Below are 16,721 nucleotides of genomic sequence, written 5' to 3'. Positions count from 1 at the left end.
TAAGATGGACAATCCCATGATCCATAGCTGCTATTAAACCCAAATATTTCGTTATCTTCACGCATCACCATAATAATTGCAATGAAGAAAACCCTTACCCTTGGCTTACTGGCTTTATCTGCCACAACTTTCGCACAGCAAAAAACATTGATTGGTTTTACCCCCGCATCGTCGGCCAAACAGCTGGCTGCCGAAAAGACTTTCGATGCGGCTTTGAGTGCCCAACGCATTGGGCAAACCATTAAAGATCTTTCGGCGTTTCCGCATAACGTGGGTTCACCGGGCAGTAAAGTAGTTGCCGATAAAATATTGGCTATGTATAAAAGCTATGGGTTAGATGCACATATTGAAACTTATACCGTGCTGTTCCCCACACCCAAGACAAGGGTGCTTGAACTTACGGGACCAACTACCTATACCGCTTTATTAAAAGAGCCGGCTTTGGCACAGGATGCCACATCTGGTCAGCCCAATCAATTGCCTACCTACAATGCCTGGAGTGCCGATGGCGATGTAAGCGGTGCACTGGTATTTGTAAACTATGGCTTGCCCGATGATTACGAAAAACTGGCAGCGATGGGCATTGATGTAAAAGGCAAAATTGTAATTGCAAAGTACGGTCGGTCATGGCGGGGCATTAAGCCTAAAGTGGCCTATGAGCACGGGGCTGTTGGTTGTATAATTTACTCAGATCCGGCTGATGATGGTTATTCGGCAGGAGATGTATACCCTAAAGGCGCTTATAAAAATGAATTTGGCGTTCAGCGTGGTTCTGTGATGGATATGGTGATCTATCCCGGCGATCCGCTTACGCCGGGCGTTGGTGCTACCAAAGATGCAAAACGTTTAGATAGAAAAGACGCCGTAACGATATTGAAAATTCCGGTATTGCCCATCAGTTACCATGATGCCCAGCCGCTGCTTGCCGCGTTGGATGGCCCCGTTGCACCAGCGGGATGGAGCGGATCATTGCCTATTACCTACCACATTGGCGGCGGTAAGGCCATAGTTCACCTTAAAACGGAGTTTAACTGGGACTTAGTGCCTGCTTATGATGTTATAGCTAAAATTAAAGGCTCTGTTTATCCCGATGAATGGGTAATGCGTGGTAACCACCATGATGCCTGGGTTAACGGCGCCAATGACCCGATAAGCGGACAAGCAGCTATGATTGAAGAAACCAAAGCCCTTGGCGATTTACTGAAGACCGGCTGGAAACCAAAACGCAGTATCATTTATTGCTCGTGGGATGGCGAAGAGCCAGGTCTGCTTGGCTCAACGGAGTTTGCCGAAGGCCATGATAAGGAACTACAGCAAAAAGCGGTGGTTTACATTAATTCGGATAGTAACGCCCGCGGCTTTTTAGGTGCAGGCGGCTCACAGGCGCTTGAAAGTTTAATTGACGAAGTAACGCAAGGCGTAACCGATCCGCAGACTAAGGTAAGCGTGTTTGATAGGAAGAGGGCAATGCAATTGGTGAACGCCAAATCAACAAGTGATAAAAAAGATATTTTGGATCGTAAAGGCGAAAAACTGGAAGCACTGGGGTCTGGTTCCGATTTCTCTGCATTTTTACAGCATTTAGGTATCCCAACGCTTGATTTTGGTTTTGGCGGCGAAGATGGCGGTGGCGAATACCATTCTATCTACGATTCTTTTGATGATTACAAACGCTTTAAAGATCCCGATTTTGCTTACGGCGTAGCATTAAGTGAAACCGCCGGGCATACCGTATTGCGCATGGCCGATGCCGACGTTTTACCTTTTGATTTCCGCAGCCTGCAGGCCACCATCAGCAAATATGCAACTGAGCTTACCAAACTCGCCGATGATACGCGCGAAGCTACCAAAATTGATAATCAGCTCATTAAAGCAAACTACTATAACCTGGCTGCAGATCCAACAGTACAATATAAAGCCCCGGTAGCTAAAGACACCGTGCCACCTATCGATTTTAAACCCCTTACAGGAGCTTTGGATTCTTTGAAAAAGAGTGCCGATAAACTGGCTGCTTATTGGAACGCTTCGGTATTGAAAGATGGCGACCATGATAAACTAAACAAACTACTTTACCAGGCCGAGCAGCAATTACTTACTGTAGAAGGCCTGCCACGCCGCGGCTGGTACAAACACACCATTTACGCGCCCGGCTTTTATACCGGTTATGGCGTTAAAACTGTGCCCGGTATCCGTGAAGCTATTGAGCAACGTAATTGGACTGAAGTGAAAGAACAGATAGGTATAGTGGCAGGCAGGATCAACGCTTTGGCGGTGTATTTGGCGGCAGGGGCGAAGTAGAGGGTATATGGCACTTGATTTTTATACCCTGACTGACCTTAAAACTCAGCATTTGTTATTTTCTGTTGGCGATAAAGAATTTGAATCAATGAAAGATATTTGGGTCGATTATAAAAAGCTGACCGGGATTTTTATCGATCCATACGGAAAAACAAGGATCTACCAGGATCATGTGCCGTTGATTGTTTCACTTATTAATAAAAGCTTAGCTGATATCGTTGATCCGTATAGTAAACATGCACGCTTAAATCTGATTGGCAAGCTCAGCATAGTGAAGGATGGATTGTTAGCTATAGGCGATTAAATAGGTAAAACTGGTTGAAGCCCGTGGCTTCCGTTTACACTCAATGCGGGCGGGGCAGCTAAAACCTGCAACCATGGTGCCCCATAGGCTAAAAGTCAGCGGGAGATAATTGTAACCCATGGGAGTAAAGAGACGTGGCACCTACGGAGCCAAAACATCAGTAATTTATCTATGCTATAAACACGTGGCTACGCTGTAGCCTATGATTTTACAACTCCAGCGGAGTTACGTGTTTATAGCGATTGTCTTGTCCTGATTTTGGCTCCATAGGAGCCTCCTTTTAAAGCCATTACATTGGTTGTCTAACGGTGATTGGTATCCGTCATTTCCCCGCAAATCCTTACCAGATCATCGGCAATCGTCTTAAAACTCAGGCTTTGTTCAAAATGAGCCAAAACTGTGGCCGATAATTTTTGCCGGTTCATACCTATAGTCGCTTTTAGGGTATTGCCCAGGGCGTTGGCATCACCGGCGGGATACAGGAATCCGTATTCGGCATTTGCGGTAATTTTTTGATACGATGGGATATTGGTAACAACCGGGATGCAGCCGCAGGCCATGGCTTCTAACAAAGCGTATCCACTGCCTTCTTTATGGCTGCCCGATATATAGAAATCTGCCGCGCTAAACCAATAAGGCATATCGGCATTAGTTATTTTACCCACTAAAATTACGGCGTTTGATAACGCGGCATTTGATGCCAGCTTTTGCTTAATATCGGCAAGCAGGGTATCGCTTTGATAGATCATATACAGCTTAGCTTCGGGATTTATAGCCAAATATTGTTCGAAGCCGTTGATAACCGTTAGGGGATCTTTATTGGCATTTAGGTGGCCAACCCAAAGTAAATTGCAATCGCCGGTAATGCCGGTGTGTATTTTGCTTGCCTGTTTATCTATTGGTTTAAAACTGGTTGAGGCCTCTAAAACCTCATATATCTTCGCGTTAGCTGCAATGATATTTTTCTGTTTCCAGATATCGGCATTCCCGTTCGAGGTAAAGAAAAAGGCATCGGCCATGCTACAGGCTATTTTTTCCAATCGACCTTTGATGCCTTTTGAAGGCAATTCGCCATGGTGCTGAATAATGAGTTTGAACTTTTTGCTGCAAAACAACCGCAAAAACATCACCTGTACCGGGAATACCAGCCCTTGCACCATAATTACGTCCGGGTTCAATTTTTTAATAAACCGGTGTGTTTTTAAGGAAACCGACCAGAATTTATTGTCGCCCTTAAAAAAATAATAGGGGGTGTCGTCCATGATCACATGCTGTTCAAACCCCGCGTGTTTTACAAAAGTAAAATCGAGTTTATCTTTTAAATAGGATGCAAAGCTTAGGGCAGGGGCATGGTTTTCCAAAACATCGGCAGGTTTTGAATAATTTAAATGCGAATGGTAAATAAGGTCGACTACTTTGATCAAGGTTAGAATATTTGTTGCTGTATAAACTCAAACGGAAAAGCAGCGCCTGGTAAATAGGATTGAATAGTATCAGTTAATGCACCTAAATCTCCTTCAATATATTTATAGCTGTCTCCCAAATGGATGAGGCTAAATTGCTTTCCTTTAAGTTTAACAACTAATTTAGGTAATAATTCCTGGTCAAACAGGCGAACGTTACCGTTATGAACAATAAGTTGAATGTCTGCCGGTTGGGTAGCATAAAACGCACCTGATCCGGCGGGTTTGTTTTTGGGTTTTACAATAACAAGGTCGGCTGCTTTGCCTTTAGCAATTTCGCCGTTATTGGTACCCCAAATGCTGGCCGCGGTTTTGGTTAAGGCTTCATAAAGTTCAGCATCGTTAAGCATGCCGGTTTTACGTGCCACGCCGATGTGTTCCCAAATATTCCAATTGCCGGTAAGCGTAGAGTCGGTACCGAAAAGTATGCTGGTAAAAGGCTTCAGCTTTTGAATGGCCACCGTTTTGTTGAGTAGATAATAATTTGATTGCGGGCACCACACAATTGCCTTAAAAAAAGGAGCTTGCGCGGGAGTCATGGCTACCCCATGAATGCCAATCAGATCGCGGCCCAGCTTATTCCAGCTGATGAGACTATCAATCTCCTTCAAAGCAGCTCCATCTGTGCCTTCGCCTGTGTGGATCACCACAGGCAGTTTTCTTTTGGCGGGATTGTTAAGCTTTAATTTCCAGCGTTTTTCAAATGCCGCCGAATGCAGATCATGCGTGTTTTCAATAATGTTGATGAGCGCGTTATTTACCGATAATACCTCACCATGATTTACAACCGTGGTAACCCCACAAAGCAGGTTTTTATACATACCCCAAAGCGTACGTAAATATTGCGGCACCTCTAAAACGGCGGCTATTTCGGCCTTAAATTCCTGGTGGATATAAGCACCCCATTCGGTGTAATTATTGTACACTCGGTTACCCAACTGCGGGAACAGGTTAAAATCAAGATGCTCATGCGAGTTGATGAGTCCGGGGAAGATGATGCAGTCATCAAAATGGAGCGGCAGATCATCACCTGCATCAATCGGGGATGGGCTTACCTCGCCTATTTTATCGCCAACAAACCGGATGTTTACCAACGGCCCACTATCTGCCAGTTGAACATTCGCCAATACCATTAGTCCCTTTTTAAGTGAATGCCGTAAATAACCGGGAAGCCATGGTACTTTTCATAAACATGCAAAGCGTTGGCTGCTTCGTAAAATGAACGCATGGTGTCGTCAATTTTAATTTCCTGCTGGGCTATCAGGCTAAAATTATTGCTGATGAGTATATCCTTAATCGTATAAATAGGGTGTACGTAATTGCGCACCGCCATTAAAGTATTATCGTGTTTAAAGGTCCGCTTGCCACCAAAAGCCAGTGTATGCGGGTGAAAATCGGTGATGATGATTTCGCCACCGGGTTTTAATAAGCGTGTCCAGGCATGCAGGGCTTCTTCAATATTTTCGATATGAGCTACAGTAAGCGTTGAAACAATAACATCAAACGAGGCATCGGGGATATTGGAAAACAGGTTATCGGTGATCTGGCTGATATGGCCTGCCGGATATTTCTCTTTTAGTTTTTGCAGCATCCCGCCCGATACATCAAAGCCGGTTAAGCTTGCCGGCTGTTTGCTAAAAATAGCAGGCCACTGCCGGCCTGTGCCGCAACCAATATCGGCCACCTGTTTGCCCTGGATATGAACAGCCTCAATTAAACCGGCAAATAGTTTTTCGTCAAGGTGCAGCATGAGGTTGCCCGGCTGCATATCGTAATCGCTTGCCCAAAGGTCATAGGCTTCTACTACGCTTTTTTCGGTAACAGAGGGGTGATTTACCTTGCTTTTAATATAGTTTTTGATGGTTGCCAGCATAGTACGCGTTTTTATAACAATAACGGTGACGAAGGCTGCAGGGTTGCCCGTGTTTTTATTATTGGACAAGGCAACCACGGGCAAATAGCCCTCGTAGTGTATTATGAATAGTTTAATTGTTGATCTGGGTTTGGGGGCGATGGGTGTTAAAGCCCATCGCTTACTATAAAAACCACATACCGTATGAATAAGATCTTACTTTACAACCCTAAAAGCGCCAATGCAAAGTATCGCATTCCAAATTCTATTTTAAATATTGCGGCATCTGTTGATGGCAAATATGAATGGGTAATTGTAGATGGTAATTGCGAGGCCGATGCCTGGAAAAAGATAGAAAGCTATTTAATAACCGGCGAATTTGGTTACCTGGGTTTTACGGTAATGCCTGGTCCGCAGTTAAAAGAGGCTTTGCCAATATCAAAAGCCATTAAAGAAAAATACCCCCGTACTACCATGATCTGGGGTGGCTATTTTCCATCAAATCAGCCCAAAGCGGTTTTGGATTCGGGTTATGTTGATTTTATTATCAACGGGCCCGGTGATAACGCTTTCCCCAGGTTGATAGATGCGTTGGAAAAACATGAACCTTACGAGTTCATTAAAAACCTGATCTACAAGGTAGATGGTAAGATCACCAAAACCATTAAAGAAGACCTGTTAGACCAGGATTCATTACCACCGTTACCCTACGATAAATTAGGCACGTTTTATCCCCTGCAAAAATTCCTGGGGAAAACCTATTTGGGTGAGCATACCATGGCTTACCACTCAAGCATTGGCTGCCCGTTCATCTGCTCGTTTTGCGCGGTGGTGCCTATTTATGAGGCCCGCTGGAAAGCGAAATCGGCTCAGCATGTATATAAAGACGTTAAATACATTAAAGATAAATATGGTGCCGATGCCATTGAGTTTCATGATAATAACTTTTTTGTATCTGAAAAACGGGCGGTTGACTTTGCCAAACTGATTGAACCCGAAAATATGACCTGGTGGGGCATGGCCCGTATTGATACCATGGATAAGTTTAAGGATAGTTCGTTGGAGCTTATCCGTCGCTCGGGCTGTAAATGTATCTTTTTTGGTGCCGAAAGCGGTAACGACGAGGTACTTGCACAAATGGACAAAGGCGGTACCCAAACCGGCGAGCAGATTATCCGCTTTGCAGAACGGTTGAAGAAATTTGATATCATCCCCGAATATTCCTTTGTTTTAGGCACGCCAGCTTCATCGCCGGAAAAAGTACAGGCGCAAATTGATTTTGATATCAACTTTATAAAGAAGGTGAAGGCTGTAAACCCCGACACCGAGATCGTGATCTACACCTATACACCGGTACCTACCGAAGGATCGGAGTTGTTTAAACAGGTGCAGGCCGAAGGGTTTAAATATCCACAAACACTGGAAGACTGGGTAAGCCCGGCCTGGGAAAGTTTTGATCTGCGTAAAAATCCTTTAACGCCCTGGTTAACGCCCGAGATGATTGATAAGATCAGAAATTTTGAAACGGTGCTTAACGGCGTATATCCAACAGTTACCGATATTAAGCTAAATGAGCTGAAAAGAAAAGCCATTAAGCTGGTATCAACCATCCGTTACAAAGCAAACCTGTATAAATATCCTTACGAGATAAAACTGTTGCAAAGGTTGTGGGAATACCGCCAGCCAGAGATCCAGGGATTTTAATTGATTGAACATTTGAAAAGCGCTGTAACTGATATTACCCCTAAGTACAACCCAACTGCCGATGAAGCGTTTGAGGAAATGTATGTTGCTGTGCGCGATAAAGAAGGCAGGTTATATAGCGACAAGCAAGTGGCTGCCTTGCCCCATATTGACGCCGGGCATCGGTATTATAAAGAGTGGAAGCTGAGGAAACATTCGGCAGAGCAATTGATCGATTCTCTTAAAAAAGAACGCAAGTCGTTAAATATCCTGGAGGTTGGATGTGGTAATGGCTGGTTCTCTGCAAAGCTTGCGAGGATTCCAAACGCCAAAGTAACAGGAATTGACCCTAACCGGATAGAAATTGACCAGGCGATCCGTGTTTTTAAAAAGCCCAATTTGAAATTTATTCACGGTTCATTTAGCGCCAATAGTTTTAATGACGGGGGAAAGTTTGACGTGATCGTTTTTGCTGCCTCTATCCAATATTTCCCGGTGCTGAAAGATGTTGTTAAAAATGCCTTCGATCTGCTTAGTGCAAATGGGCGGATGCATGTACTGGATACGCATTTTTATCATGCCGGTGAACTGAAAATTGCTACGGAGCGGAGCCTGGAATATTTTACATCATTGGGTTATCCACAAATGGCGCCATACTATTTTCATCATTTGCTGAAGGATGTAATGCATTTTAAGCATAAAATTATGTTTGACCCCACAACCCTTTTGAACAGGCTTAAAAGGCAGGGAATTTTTTACTGGATAAAATTAAAACCCTGAGCAATGAACGCGCAAACCGTATTGCATACTTACAAGCGCTACCGTACCCTGCAAACACACAGGATATCGGCATTGCCTATCGTGATTTTAATGCCGCACAGCGCCTGTAACTGCCGTTGTGTGATGTGTGATATCTGGAAGGATAACAAAAACCTGAAACAACTGACCGAGGCGGATATTACCGATTTACTGGCTTCATTGAAGGAACTGGGTACAAGCCAGGTGCTCATGTCTGGCGGGGAAGCTTTGCTGAACACTAACTTTTTCGCTTTGTGCCGTATCCTCAAATCTGCCGGCATTAGCGTGGTGTTACTTACCACCGGGCTATCTATTAAAGCCAATGCCGATGATATTTTAAAATACGTAAGCGAAGTAATTGTATCTATCGATGGCGATGAAATGCTGCATGACGCTATCAGGAACATTCCCAATGCCTTTAAAAAGCTAAAGGAAGGAGTGGAGCACATCAAAAAACTGAACCCGGCTTATCACATTACCGGGCGCACGGTAATTCACCGGCTTAACTACCGCAACTGGCCGGCTATCATTACCGAGGCTAAAAAGATGGGCCTTAACCAGGTAAGTTTTTTACCAGCCGATGTTAGCAGCCACGCCTTTAACCGCCAGCAAGCCTGGGAAGAACCCAAGCAGCACGAGATCCTGATATCGGAAAAAGAACTACCTGAGCTTTGCGAAGTGATCAGCTACCTGTTTAAGGAGTTTAACCAGGAATTTCATAATGGCTTTATTGCCGAAAGCAAGGAGAAAATCCAGGACGTGTATCACTATTACGCCGCGTTTTACCAGCTAAACCCTTTCCCCTTTAAAAAATGCAACGCGCCCTGGGTATCTACCGTTGTGGAGGCTGATGGCACCGTGCGGCCATGCTTTTTCCTGGAATCAATGGGGAATATCCGCGATACGTCATTGAATAATATTTTGAATAGCACTGCGGCTATTGAATTTAGGCGCACGCTGAATACCTCTGCACACCCAACCTGTGTAAAATGCGTTTGTTCGCTCAATTTATCACCTTTAACTCACCTGTCTTAGCTATATGGAGCAGTTGAATAACATATTGTTTACCCACTCTTATTTTTTAAGGTTCGACCCTAAGCAGTGGGCCATTGGTCAGCCATACGCGCCGTTGGGCACCTTGTACGCGGCATCCAATATGCGGGTGCATGGTTACCAGGTATCGTTTTTTGATAATATGTTTGGCCATAGCGCCAACGATGTGGTGCCTGTTATTGATAGGGTAAAGCCCGGCTTTTTTGTTATTTATGACGATGGCTTTAACTACCTTACCAAAATGTGCCTCACCAATATGCGCGAGGCCGCTTTTGAAATGTGCAAGCTGGCCAAACAGCGTGGCTGCATCGTAATTGTTTCCAGTTCCGATTCAACAGATCGCTACAAAGAATACCTGCAGGAGGGTGCCGACTATGTGATCATTGGCGAGGCCGAGCAAACACTACTGGAACTAACCAATGCCATAAAAGATGGCGCCATCGATGTATCCAACATACAAGGACTTGCATACCTGAAAGATAACTTTCCTTTTAGAACCCCGGCCCGCCCTGTTTTAAAAGATCTGGATAGCTTGCCACTGCCAGCCTGGGATCTGATTGATATTGCGCCGTACCGCGAAAGCTGGCTTAGCCACGCCGGCTATTTTTCAATGAATGTGGGTACTACCCGTGGCTGCCCCTTTAAATGCAACTGGTGCGCAAAGCCCATTTATGGCAACAGGTATAATTCACGCAGTCCGCAAAATGTGATCACCGAGCTAAAGCTGATGAAGCAAATGTTCAACATGGATCACATCTGGTTTTGTGATGACATTTTTGGATTGAAGCCAGGATGGGTAAAAGAGTTTGCCAGATTGGTTAACCAGGAGGGGCTGACGCTACGGTACAAGATCCAATCCCGCGCCGATTTGCTATTGGATAACGTTGAGGTGGCGGCAATGGCCTCATCGGGTTGTGAAAACGTATGGATAGGTGCCGAAAGTGGTTCTCAACGGATACTGGACGCGATGGATAAAGGGACTACCATTGGTCAGATTGGTACCGCTACTAAACTGATGAAAAAGCATGGCATCAAACCGTCGTTTTTCATTCAATTTGGCTATCCCGGCGAAACCAAAGAGGACATCGGCTTAACCATCAGCATGATCAATGAATTGCTGCCGCATGAAATAGGTATCTCGGTATCGTACCCTTTACCAGGCACCTTATTCTTCGAGAAAGTAAAGGCCGAGCTACTACAAAAAACCAACTGGACGGATAGCGATGAGATGGCTTTGATGTTCAGCAACACCTTTACCCCGGCATACTATAAGCAATTGCACCGCTATGTGCACCAGAATTACCACGCCCACCTTGCCAAATACAACCTGCTTAAATTGCTCAAAGATCCGTTTAAACCAAACATAAAACGCATCCGCAAAGCGGCATCCTTTTTATACCATGCGCCGGCAACCTTAATAGAGGGATTTAAATTAAATAAATTGGAAAAGGTAATATGAGCCAGGTTGTTGCAGATAACGAAATCAGTGCTTCGGATGCCTTTAGCAGGCAGTCAGTGGTGTTTGATGAAATTTATTCGGCCAATACCATCATCAACTATAAACGTGCACGGGTTAGGGAGCATGTAATGCAATACCTGAAACCCGGCAGCAGGATACTGGAACTCAACAGTGGTACCGGCGAGGATGCCATTTATTTTGCGCAACAGGGTCATTTCGTGCATGCTACCGATGTGTCAACCGGGATGCAGGCTGTTTTGAAACAGAAATCAGAGTCCTATCGGGATCGGATCAGCCTGGAAACCTGTTCATATACCCAGCTTGATCTGTTGAAACAACAAGGCCCCTATGATCATATTTTTTCCAACTTCGGCGGCCTTAATTGTACCGGCGAATTGGAAAAAGTGCTGCTTTCATTTGATGAACTACTTAAGCCTGGAGGCAAAGTAACCATGGTTATTATCCCGCCTTTTTGCCTTTGGGAAACACTGCTGATCTTTAAAGGCAAATTCAAAACAGCCACAAGGCGCTTCTTCGCCCGCAAAGGCAGAACAGCCCATATTGAGGGGACTTATTTTAAGTGTTTTTATCATACCCCATCTTTCGTTATCAATACCTTGCGTAAATCATTTGATGTATTAGGCGTGGAGGGTTTATGTACGATAGTCCCGCCATCGTACATTGAAGGCTTTGCAGAAAAACATCCCAAATTTTATAATTATCTCCGCTCAAAGGAAGATAAGTTCAAAAGCAGCTGGCCATGGAAATATATGGGTGATTACTTTATCATTTCTTTACAGAAGAAATAATTTTTCAAAGCTGGGAGTCGGCAAAAGGTGTCATGAGCCTGTCCAAACAAGAGGGTAAGGGCTTCTCAGCATTTCGTTTCGCATTTTTTCTTTAATTGTAAAATAACTTTCACAGTATCATCGTTTTAAGGATTATTGATGCTGTTGTTTTAATAATTTCAATGTTTTAGTAACCTTTTTTCAAAAAATAAGTCTCCACGATGCAACCTTTGTTTTTTTATTGACGTCCTATAAACAAAATGATCAAACCTATTCAAATGATGGAAGATATATTGCCTCCTTTAAAAGAATTTATTGTTGATTATTGCAATCGTTATAAGATCCGTAGTGTTGATCCACGCAGTTTATGTTTGGATACCAGTATCGATCTTGATCTGGATATTTTTGATATTGAAATTGATCTTTTTCTTGCCGATTTTGCCGACCAGTTTAACGTCGATCAATCTAAATTTACCTGGTATAAATATGGCTATCCCAAAGGCTCAACCCGGGTAAGGGTTATAAAAATGATGTTTGGTTACAATAGCATCTGGGTAAAACAATTGGCGCACTATTGCTATAAGCCAAAATTTAGGGTGCGCAACCTGCAGGATGCCGTGATTACCGGTATGCTGGTATAAACTTCCTTATAATTAATTGGTTCTTTTTCCAGTATTAAAGATCGGTAGCCCTTGTATGGCTGCGTTTTACATACCGGCGGATATCTAATACAATGCCGGCAAAAAAGTAAAATATCAACGGGAAACCTACAGCTAAAAACGAAGAGTATATGAAAAACAAACGGATTTTGGCGATGGGTACATTAAACTTTTCGCCAAGGTAAGTGCATACACCGAAGGAGTACCGTTCAAAAAAAGTGAGGATTCTTTGTAGCATGTTAGCTAAGCTTTAATATTTTATTACCAACGCCGCATTGCAGGCATTTCTTGTAATTACAATAATTATTTTTTAGTTCCAGCAGTGCCTGCGACTCAAACGCGTTTGTAATTTTCAGCCCTAAGGTAACAAAATCATCGGTAATATTGTTCTTTTCGGCCGGTAAATTTTCTAAAAGTTTTAATGCCCGGCTAATATAATATTGCTGCTTATGGTGTGTGCCATAGCTAAATAGGAATAATGCGAGCGTATTGATCAGCAGTATATCAACCGAGGAAGCGCCCATTGTTTTTGGGGCAGGTTTCGACGGCACATCAAACCTAAAATGATCGTCCCAGTAGTCATTCGTTTTGATGGATGCAAAGAGGTTTCTTAACGCGTCAATCTCTTTGATCTCTAAAATTTTTGAAAACAGGTGATTGGAGTTTACAATCAGCGCGGCAAATTGCGCCAGCCTCACCGTTGGGAAATTTTGTGGCCTTAGTCGCATAAACTTCCATAGATGATTTTCTATCGGTTTAAGACTGTATTTTTTCCGCAGAAAATCATATTCTTTTTTGAGTTTAAGCGGGTATTCGTCTTTTAATTCGCCCTCCAAAAAGCCGGCCTGGCCAAATATCAGGGCCTCAACCTGCATTGGGTTGTTTTTATGTTTGGCAAGGGTGAGTTGAGGTAACGATTTTGCCAATAGCTCAAATGGCAAAGCATTAGTCTTAAAACCAAAATTAGCGGCCAAAAACTGGTAAAAAGTTTCTTCCCAGTCACCACGATTAATCACTAAAGCCGCTTCTACTGCTGTCGATTTCTTTTCCAATCGTTCAACCAATACCCTGGTAAGCCAGTTTTGCATAATAAGGCCGTCAATGCTGCCTATACTCGCTTCGCAGGGAATGATAGTTTGATTGCCAAATACCATTTGGTGATAGCGGGCGTATAATTCGGCAGGGATCCTGTCTTTTAATTGCAGGGTGGGTACTTTACGTTTATTGGCTAATTCTAAGGGCAAGTCGTTATTGTAAACCACGTGCAGGATCACGTTGTCATAAGCATTATCGGTAGTATGCCCGTGCTTTTGCCAGTCGGAAGCAGATAGGTGTACCTCCACATTACCGGCCCAAAGGGTATCGCCAATTTTAATGCGGGCGGTTTGAAAATCAGGGCCCGAATCAGTATTGTGGACGCCGGTACTAAAGATCTCTAATGCTTCCCCATCCTCTGTTTGCAGATCGGTGCGATCAAACAATCTGAATTTCCATACGTAGTGCAAAAAGTCTTCGGTAAAAAGCATGGGCTAAATATAGTGAGCTGTTGATTTAGTTGGATTAGGTTGATTAAGTTTTTTGTTGGCTAATTTGATTATGGTACATTTAGCTTCTAATCTGCACAATACCAATTTATGACTAATTCAACTACCTATAGTCTCAAAACAACGGGAGATCGTATCAAATCTATTGTAGGTGGCTCATTAGGTAATTTGGTGGAATGGTATGATTGGTATGTATACTCAGCATTTTCGCTTTATTTTTCCAATACTTTTTTTCCTAAAGGTGATCAAACCGCACAACTTTTAAATACAGCGGGGGTATTTGCCCTTGGTTTTTTGATGCGGCCAATAGGCGGCTGGTTAATGGGGACCTATGCCGATAAGCAAGGCCGTAAAAAAGCGCTTACGGTATCGGTTTTACTGATGAGCTTCGGCTCGCTTTTAATAGCGATTACACCGGGGTATAAAACTATAGGTGTTGCTGCGCCGTTGTTGTTGGTTTTGGCAAGAATTATTCAAGGCTTAAGTGTAGGCGGGGAATATGGCACCAGCGCTACTTATTTAAGTGAAATGGCCGGCCGAAAACACCGGGGCTTTTATTCCAGTTTTCAGTATGTAACCCTTATTATGGGGCAACTGCTTGCCCTGGGCTTGCTAATACTATTGCAGCGGATCTTTTTAACAGAGCAACAATTGCATGATTGGGGTTGGCGAATAGCTTTTGGTATAGGCGCTTTTTTAGCCATTATTACAATGTATTTACGCCGTAGTTTAAAGGAATCTGCATCTTTCACTAAAGAAAAAGATAAAACAGGTATCACGCATGGCACCATTGCCGAATTGGCTAAACACCCTAAAGCGGTACTTACCGTAATTGGCCTTACCGCGGGCGGCACATTGGCCTTTTATACTTTTACCACTTACATGCAAAAGTTTTTGGTAGATACCTCGGGTTTTAACAAAGCCGAAGCTACTTTAATATCAAGCCTTACCCTTTTGGTTTTTATGCTGGTGCAGCCGCTGTTTGGCCTGCTATCTGATAAAATTGGTCGTAAGCCATTGTTGATAGGTTTTGGTGTTTTAGGCACGCTCACCACTATCCCTATATTAACCTTGCTTGGTGGTACAAAAGATGCCTGGGTTGCCTTTGCGCTAATTTTAGGGGCGTTGATCATTATAAGTGGCTATACATCCATAAACGCCGTAGTAAAAGCCGAGCTTTTTCCGGCAAATATCCGAGCCCTTGGCGTTGGTTTTCCATATGCTATAGCTGTATCTATATTCGGCGGCTCGGCAGAGTATATTGCTTTGGGCTTTAAGATATTGCATCACAGCCAATGGTTTTACTGGTATGTAACCGTTTGTATTGCATTGTCATTGTTACTTTATATAACGATGAGGGATACAAAAAAACACTCGAAGATGGAAGAGGAGTAAACCGATATGCAGATGTGCAGATTTCAGATGTGCAGATGATTTTTTTAATTTGAAAATTTGAGAATGATTTTGTCTGAACTCAGATTAAACAGATTTTTGGATTGATGGGATCTTGATTTGCAGGGGGATATGTTCAATTAAAATCTCAAAATCTAGTCACCGCCCCCCATTAATCCGGGTTCAGACAAAATCGCGGTTCAGGCAAAATTCATCTGCACATCTGAAATTTGCACATCTGCACATCTAGTCTAAAAAGTTATTAATTTTGCCCGCTTAACATTATGGGCAGACTGACCCAACATCTATGACCGATACTAACAATCTTTTTCAGCTGGCAGTTACATTACTCCAACAACTGATATCTATACCTTCTTTTAGTAAAGAGGAAGACCGCACTGCCGATCTTATTGATCAACTATTACAACAGCATGGTGTAACCACACATCGCAAACTCAATAACATCTGGGCCTGGAACAGATATTTTGATCCGGCTAAACCCACCATACTGCTTAACTCGCACCATGACACTGTAAAACCAAATTCTGGTTATACCCGCGATCCTTATGACGCTAAAATAGAAGATGGTAAGTTATTTGGTTTGGGGAGTAATGATGCCGGTGGCTGCCTGGTATCGCTTATAGCGGTATTCCTTTATTTTCACGACCGTGAGAACCTAAAATATAACTTTTGCCTGGCCACAACCGCCGAAGAGGAGATTTCGGGTGTTAACGGTCTTGAATTGATCATTCCTGAGCTTGGTAAGTTGGATTTTGGAATAGTAGGAGAGCCTACCCTGATGCAATTAGCCATTGCCGAGCGTGGTTTAATGGTGTTGGATTGCACCGCTCATGGCAGGGCAGGGCACGCCGCACGTGAAGAAGGTGAAAACGCCATTTACAAAGCGCTAACCGATATTGAATGGTTCCGCAGCTTTAAATTCCCTAATGAGTCGGAAGTATTTGGGCCGATAAAAATGTCGGTTACCATTATCAATGCGGGTTCACAACATAACGTGGTGCCGGCCAGTTGTGTATTTACGGTAGATGTTCGGGTGACGGATGCTTACCGTAACGAGGAGGTTTTAGAGATCATTCGCCAGCATGTAAGTTGTGATGTGGTGCCGCGTTCTATTCGCTTAAAACCATCGTCTATACCCAAAGAACACCCGATAGTTCAGGCTGGTATCGCTTTAGGCAGAACAACCTACGGTTCGCCTACCACGTCAGATCAATCATTGTTGGATATCCCATCTATTAAAGTTGGCCCCGGCGATTCGGCACGTTCACATACTGCAGATGAGTTTGTTTATGTTGAGGAGATCAGGGAAGGGATAGAGCTGTATATTAAGATGTTGGAGAGTATAAACTAAAGCCCCCCAGCCCCCTAAAGGGGGAGCTTTTGAATTGCAGGATCTAAAAACTTTGC

15 protein-coding genes are annotated in these 16,721 nt (G+C 43.6%); 10 read left to right on the top strand and 5 right to left on the bottom strand.

The features are described from left to right. Window positions 1–81: 81 nt before the first annotated feature. Window positions 82–2,298, top strand: coding sequence for a transferrin receptor-like dimerization domain-containing protein (locus FHS10_RS09040; protein WP_259089541.1), 2,217 nt, complete (start codon window positions 82–84; stop codon window positions 2,296–2,298). 7 nt (window positions 2,299–2,305) lie between these two features. Further along, a complete protein-coding gene (locus FHS10_RS09035; RefSeq protein ID WP_259089539.1) occupies window positions 2,306–2,602 on the top strand; it encodes a hypothetical protein in 297 nt (98 codons plus the stop codon). A 302-nt stretch (window positions 2,603–2,904) separates the two neighbouring features. Here FHS10_RS09035 and FHS10_RS09030 read toward each other — a convergent pair whose 3' ends face one another. The 3 genes from FHS10_RS09030 to FHS10_RS09020 are packed head-to-tail and all read right to left on the bottom strand — an operon-like array spanning window position 2,905 to window position 5,938. Then, complete coding sequence (locus FHS10_RS09030; protein ID WP_259089536.1) at window positions 2,905–4,026, bottom strand: glycosyltransferase; 1,122 nt, start codon at window positions 4,024–4,026, stop codon at window positions 2,905–2,907. Window positions 4,027–4,028: 2 nt separating this feature from the next. Further along, complete coding sequence (locus FHS10_RS09025; protein WP_259089534.1) at window positions 4,029–5,198, bottom strand: amidohydrolase family protein; 1,170 nt, start codon at window positions 5,196–5,198, stop codon at window positions 4,029–4,031. Next, a complete protein-coding gene (locus tag FHS10_RS09020) occupies window positions 5,198–5,938 on the bottom strand; it encodes a class I SAM-dependent methyltransferase (protein ID WP_259089527.1) in 741 nt (246 codons plus the stop codon). The genes FHS10_RS09025 and FHS10_RS09020 overlap by 1 nt, the downstream gene beginning before the upstream one ends. 183 nt (window positions 5,939–6,121) lie before the next feature. Here FHS10_RS09020 and FHS10_RS09015 point away from each other — a divergent pair, with 183 nt between their 5' ends. The 6 genes from FHS10_RS09015 to FHS10_RS08990 all read left to right on the top strand — a co-directional run bounded on the left by FHS10_RS09015 (window position 6,122) and on the right by FHS10_RS08990 (window position 12,339). Further along, window positions 6,122–7,621, top strand: a complete 1,500-nt coding sequence (locus FHS10_RS09015; RefSeq protein ID WP_259089526.1) for a B12-binding domain-containing radical SAM protein — start codon at window positions 6,122–6,124, stop codon at window positions 7,619–7,621. 12 nt (window positions 7,622–7,633) lie between these two features. Then, complete coding sequence (locus FHS10_RS09010) at window positions 7,634–8,380, top strand: class I SAM-dependent methyltransferase (protein ID WP_259089521.1); 747 nt, start codon at window positions 7,634–7,636, stop codon at window positions 8,378–8,380. Window positions 8,381–8,383: 3 nt separating this feature from the next. Further along, complete coding sequence (locus FHS10_RS09005; protein WP_259089520.1) at window positions 8,384–9,433, top strand: radical SAM protein; 1,050 nt, start codon at window positions 8,384–8,386, stop codon at window positions 9,431–9,433. 4 nt (window positions 9,434–9,437) lie between these two features. Next, a complete protein-coding gene (locus FHS10_RS09000) occupies window positions 9,438–10,910 on the top strand; it encodes a B12-binding domain-containing radical SAM protein (protein WP_259089518.1) in 1,473 nt (490 codons plus the stop codon). Continuing rightward, window positions 10,907–11,719, top strand: coding sequence for a class I SAM-dependent methyltransferase (locus FHS10_RS08995; protein WP_259089516.1), 813 nt, complete (start codon window positions 10,907–10,909; stop codon window positions 11,717–11,719). The genes FHS10_RS09000 and FHS10_RS08995 overlap by 4 nt, the downstream gene beginning before the upstream one ends. A gap of 239 nt (window positions 11,720–11,958) precedes the next feature. Further along, the gene (locus tag FHS10_RS08990) at window positions 11,959–12,339 is read left to right on the top strand and encodes a DUF1493 family protein (protein WP_259089514.1); all 381 of its coding nucleotides are present in this window, start codon (window positions 11,959–11,961) and stop codon (window positions 12,337–12,339) included. A 34-nt stretch (window positions 12,340–12,373) separates the two neighbouring features. Here FHS10_RS08990 and FHS10_RS08985 read toward each other — a convergent pair whose 3' ends face one another. Both FHS10_RS08985 and FHS10_RS08980 read right to left on the bottom strand, forming a co-directional pair. Next, complete coding sequence (locus tag FHS10_RS08985; protein WP_259089513.1) at window positions 12,374–12,595, bottom strand: PspC domain-containing protein; 222 nt, start codon at window positions 12,593–12,595, stop codon at window positions 12,374–12,376. A 1-nt stretch (window position 12,596) separates the two neighbouring features. Then, a complete protein-coding gene (locus FHS10_RS08980; protein ID WP_259089511.1) occupies window positions 12,597–13,883 on the bottom strand; it encodes a DUF2851 family protein in 1,287 nt (428 codons plus the stop codon). A gap of 108 nt (window positions 13,884–13,991) precedes the next feature. Between FHS10_RS08980 and FHS10_RS08975 the strand changes: the two genes are divergently transcribed. Next, window positions 13,992–15,296 (top strand): MFS transporter, encoded by a 1,305-nt coding sequence (locus FHS10_RS08975; protein ID WP_259089510.1) that lies wholly within the window; start codon window positions 13,992–13,994, stop codon window positions 15,294–15,296. A gap of 304 nt (window positions 15,297–15,600) precedes the next feature. Beyond that, entirely contained in the window at window positions 15,601–16,665 is a 1,065-nt protein-coding gene (locus FHS10_RS08970) for a M20 family metallo-hydrolase (RefSeq protein WP_259089507.1), read from the top strand. Window positions 16,666–16,721: the final 56 nt, after the last annotated feature.

It is taken from the genome of Mucilaginibacter dorajii (assembly GCF_024808255.1).
GTDB classification, from domain to species: Bacteria; Bacteroidota; Bacteroidia; order Sphingobacteriales; family Sphingobacteriaceae; genus Mucilaginibacter; species Mucilaginibacter dorajii.
This window is presented reverse-complemented; position numbering and strand designations above follow the sequence as displayed.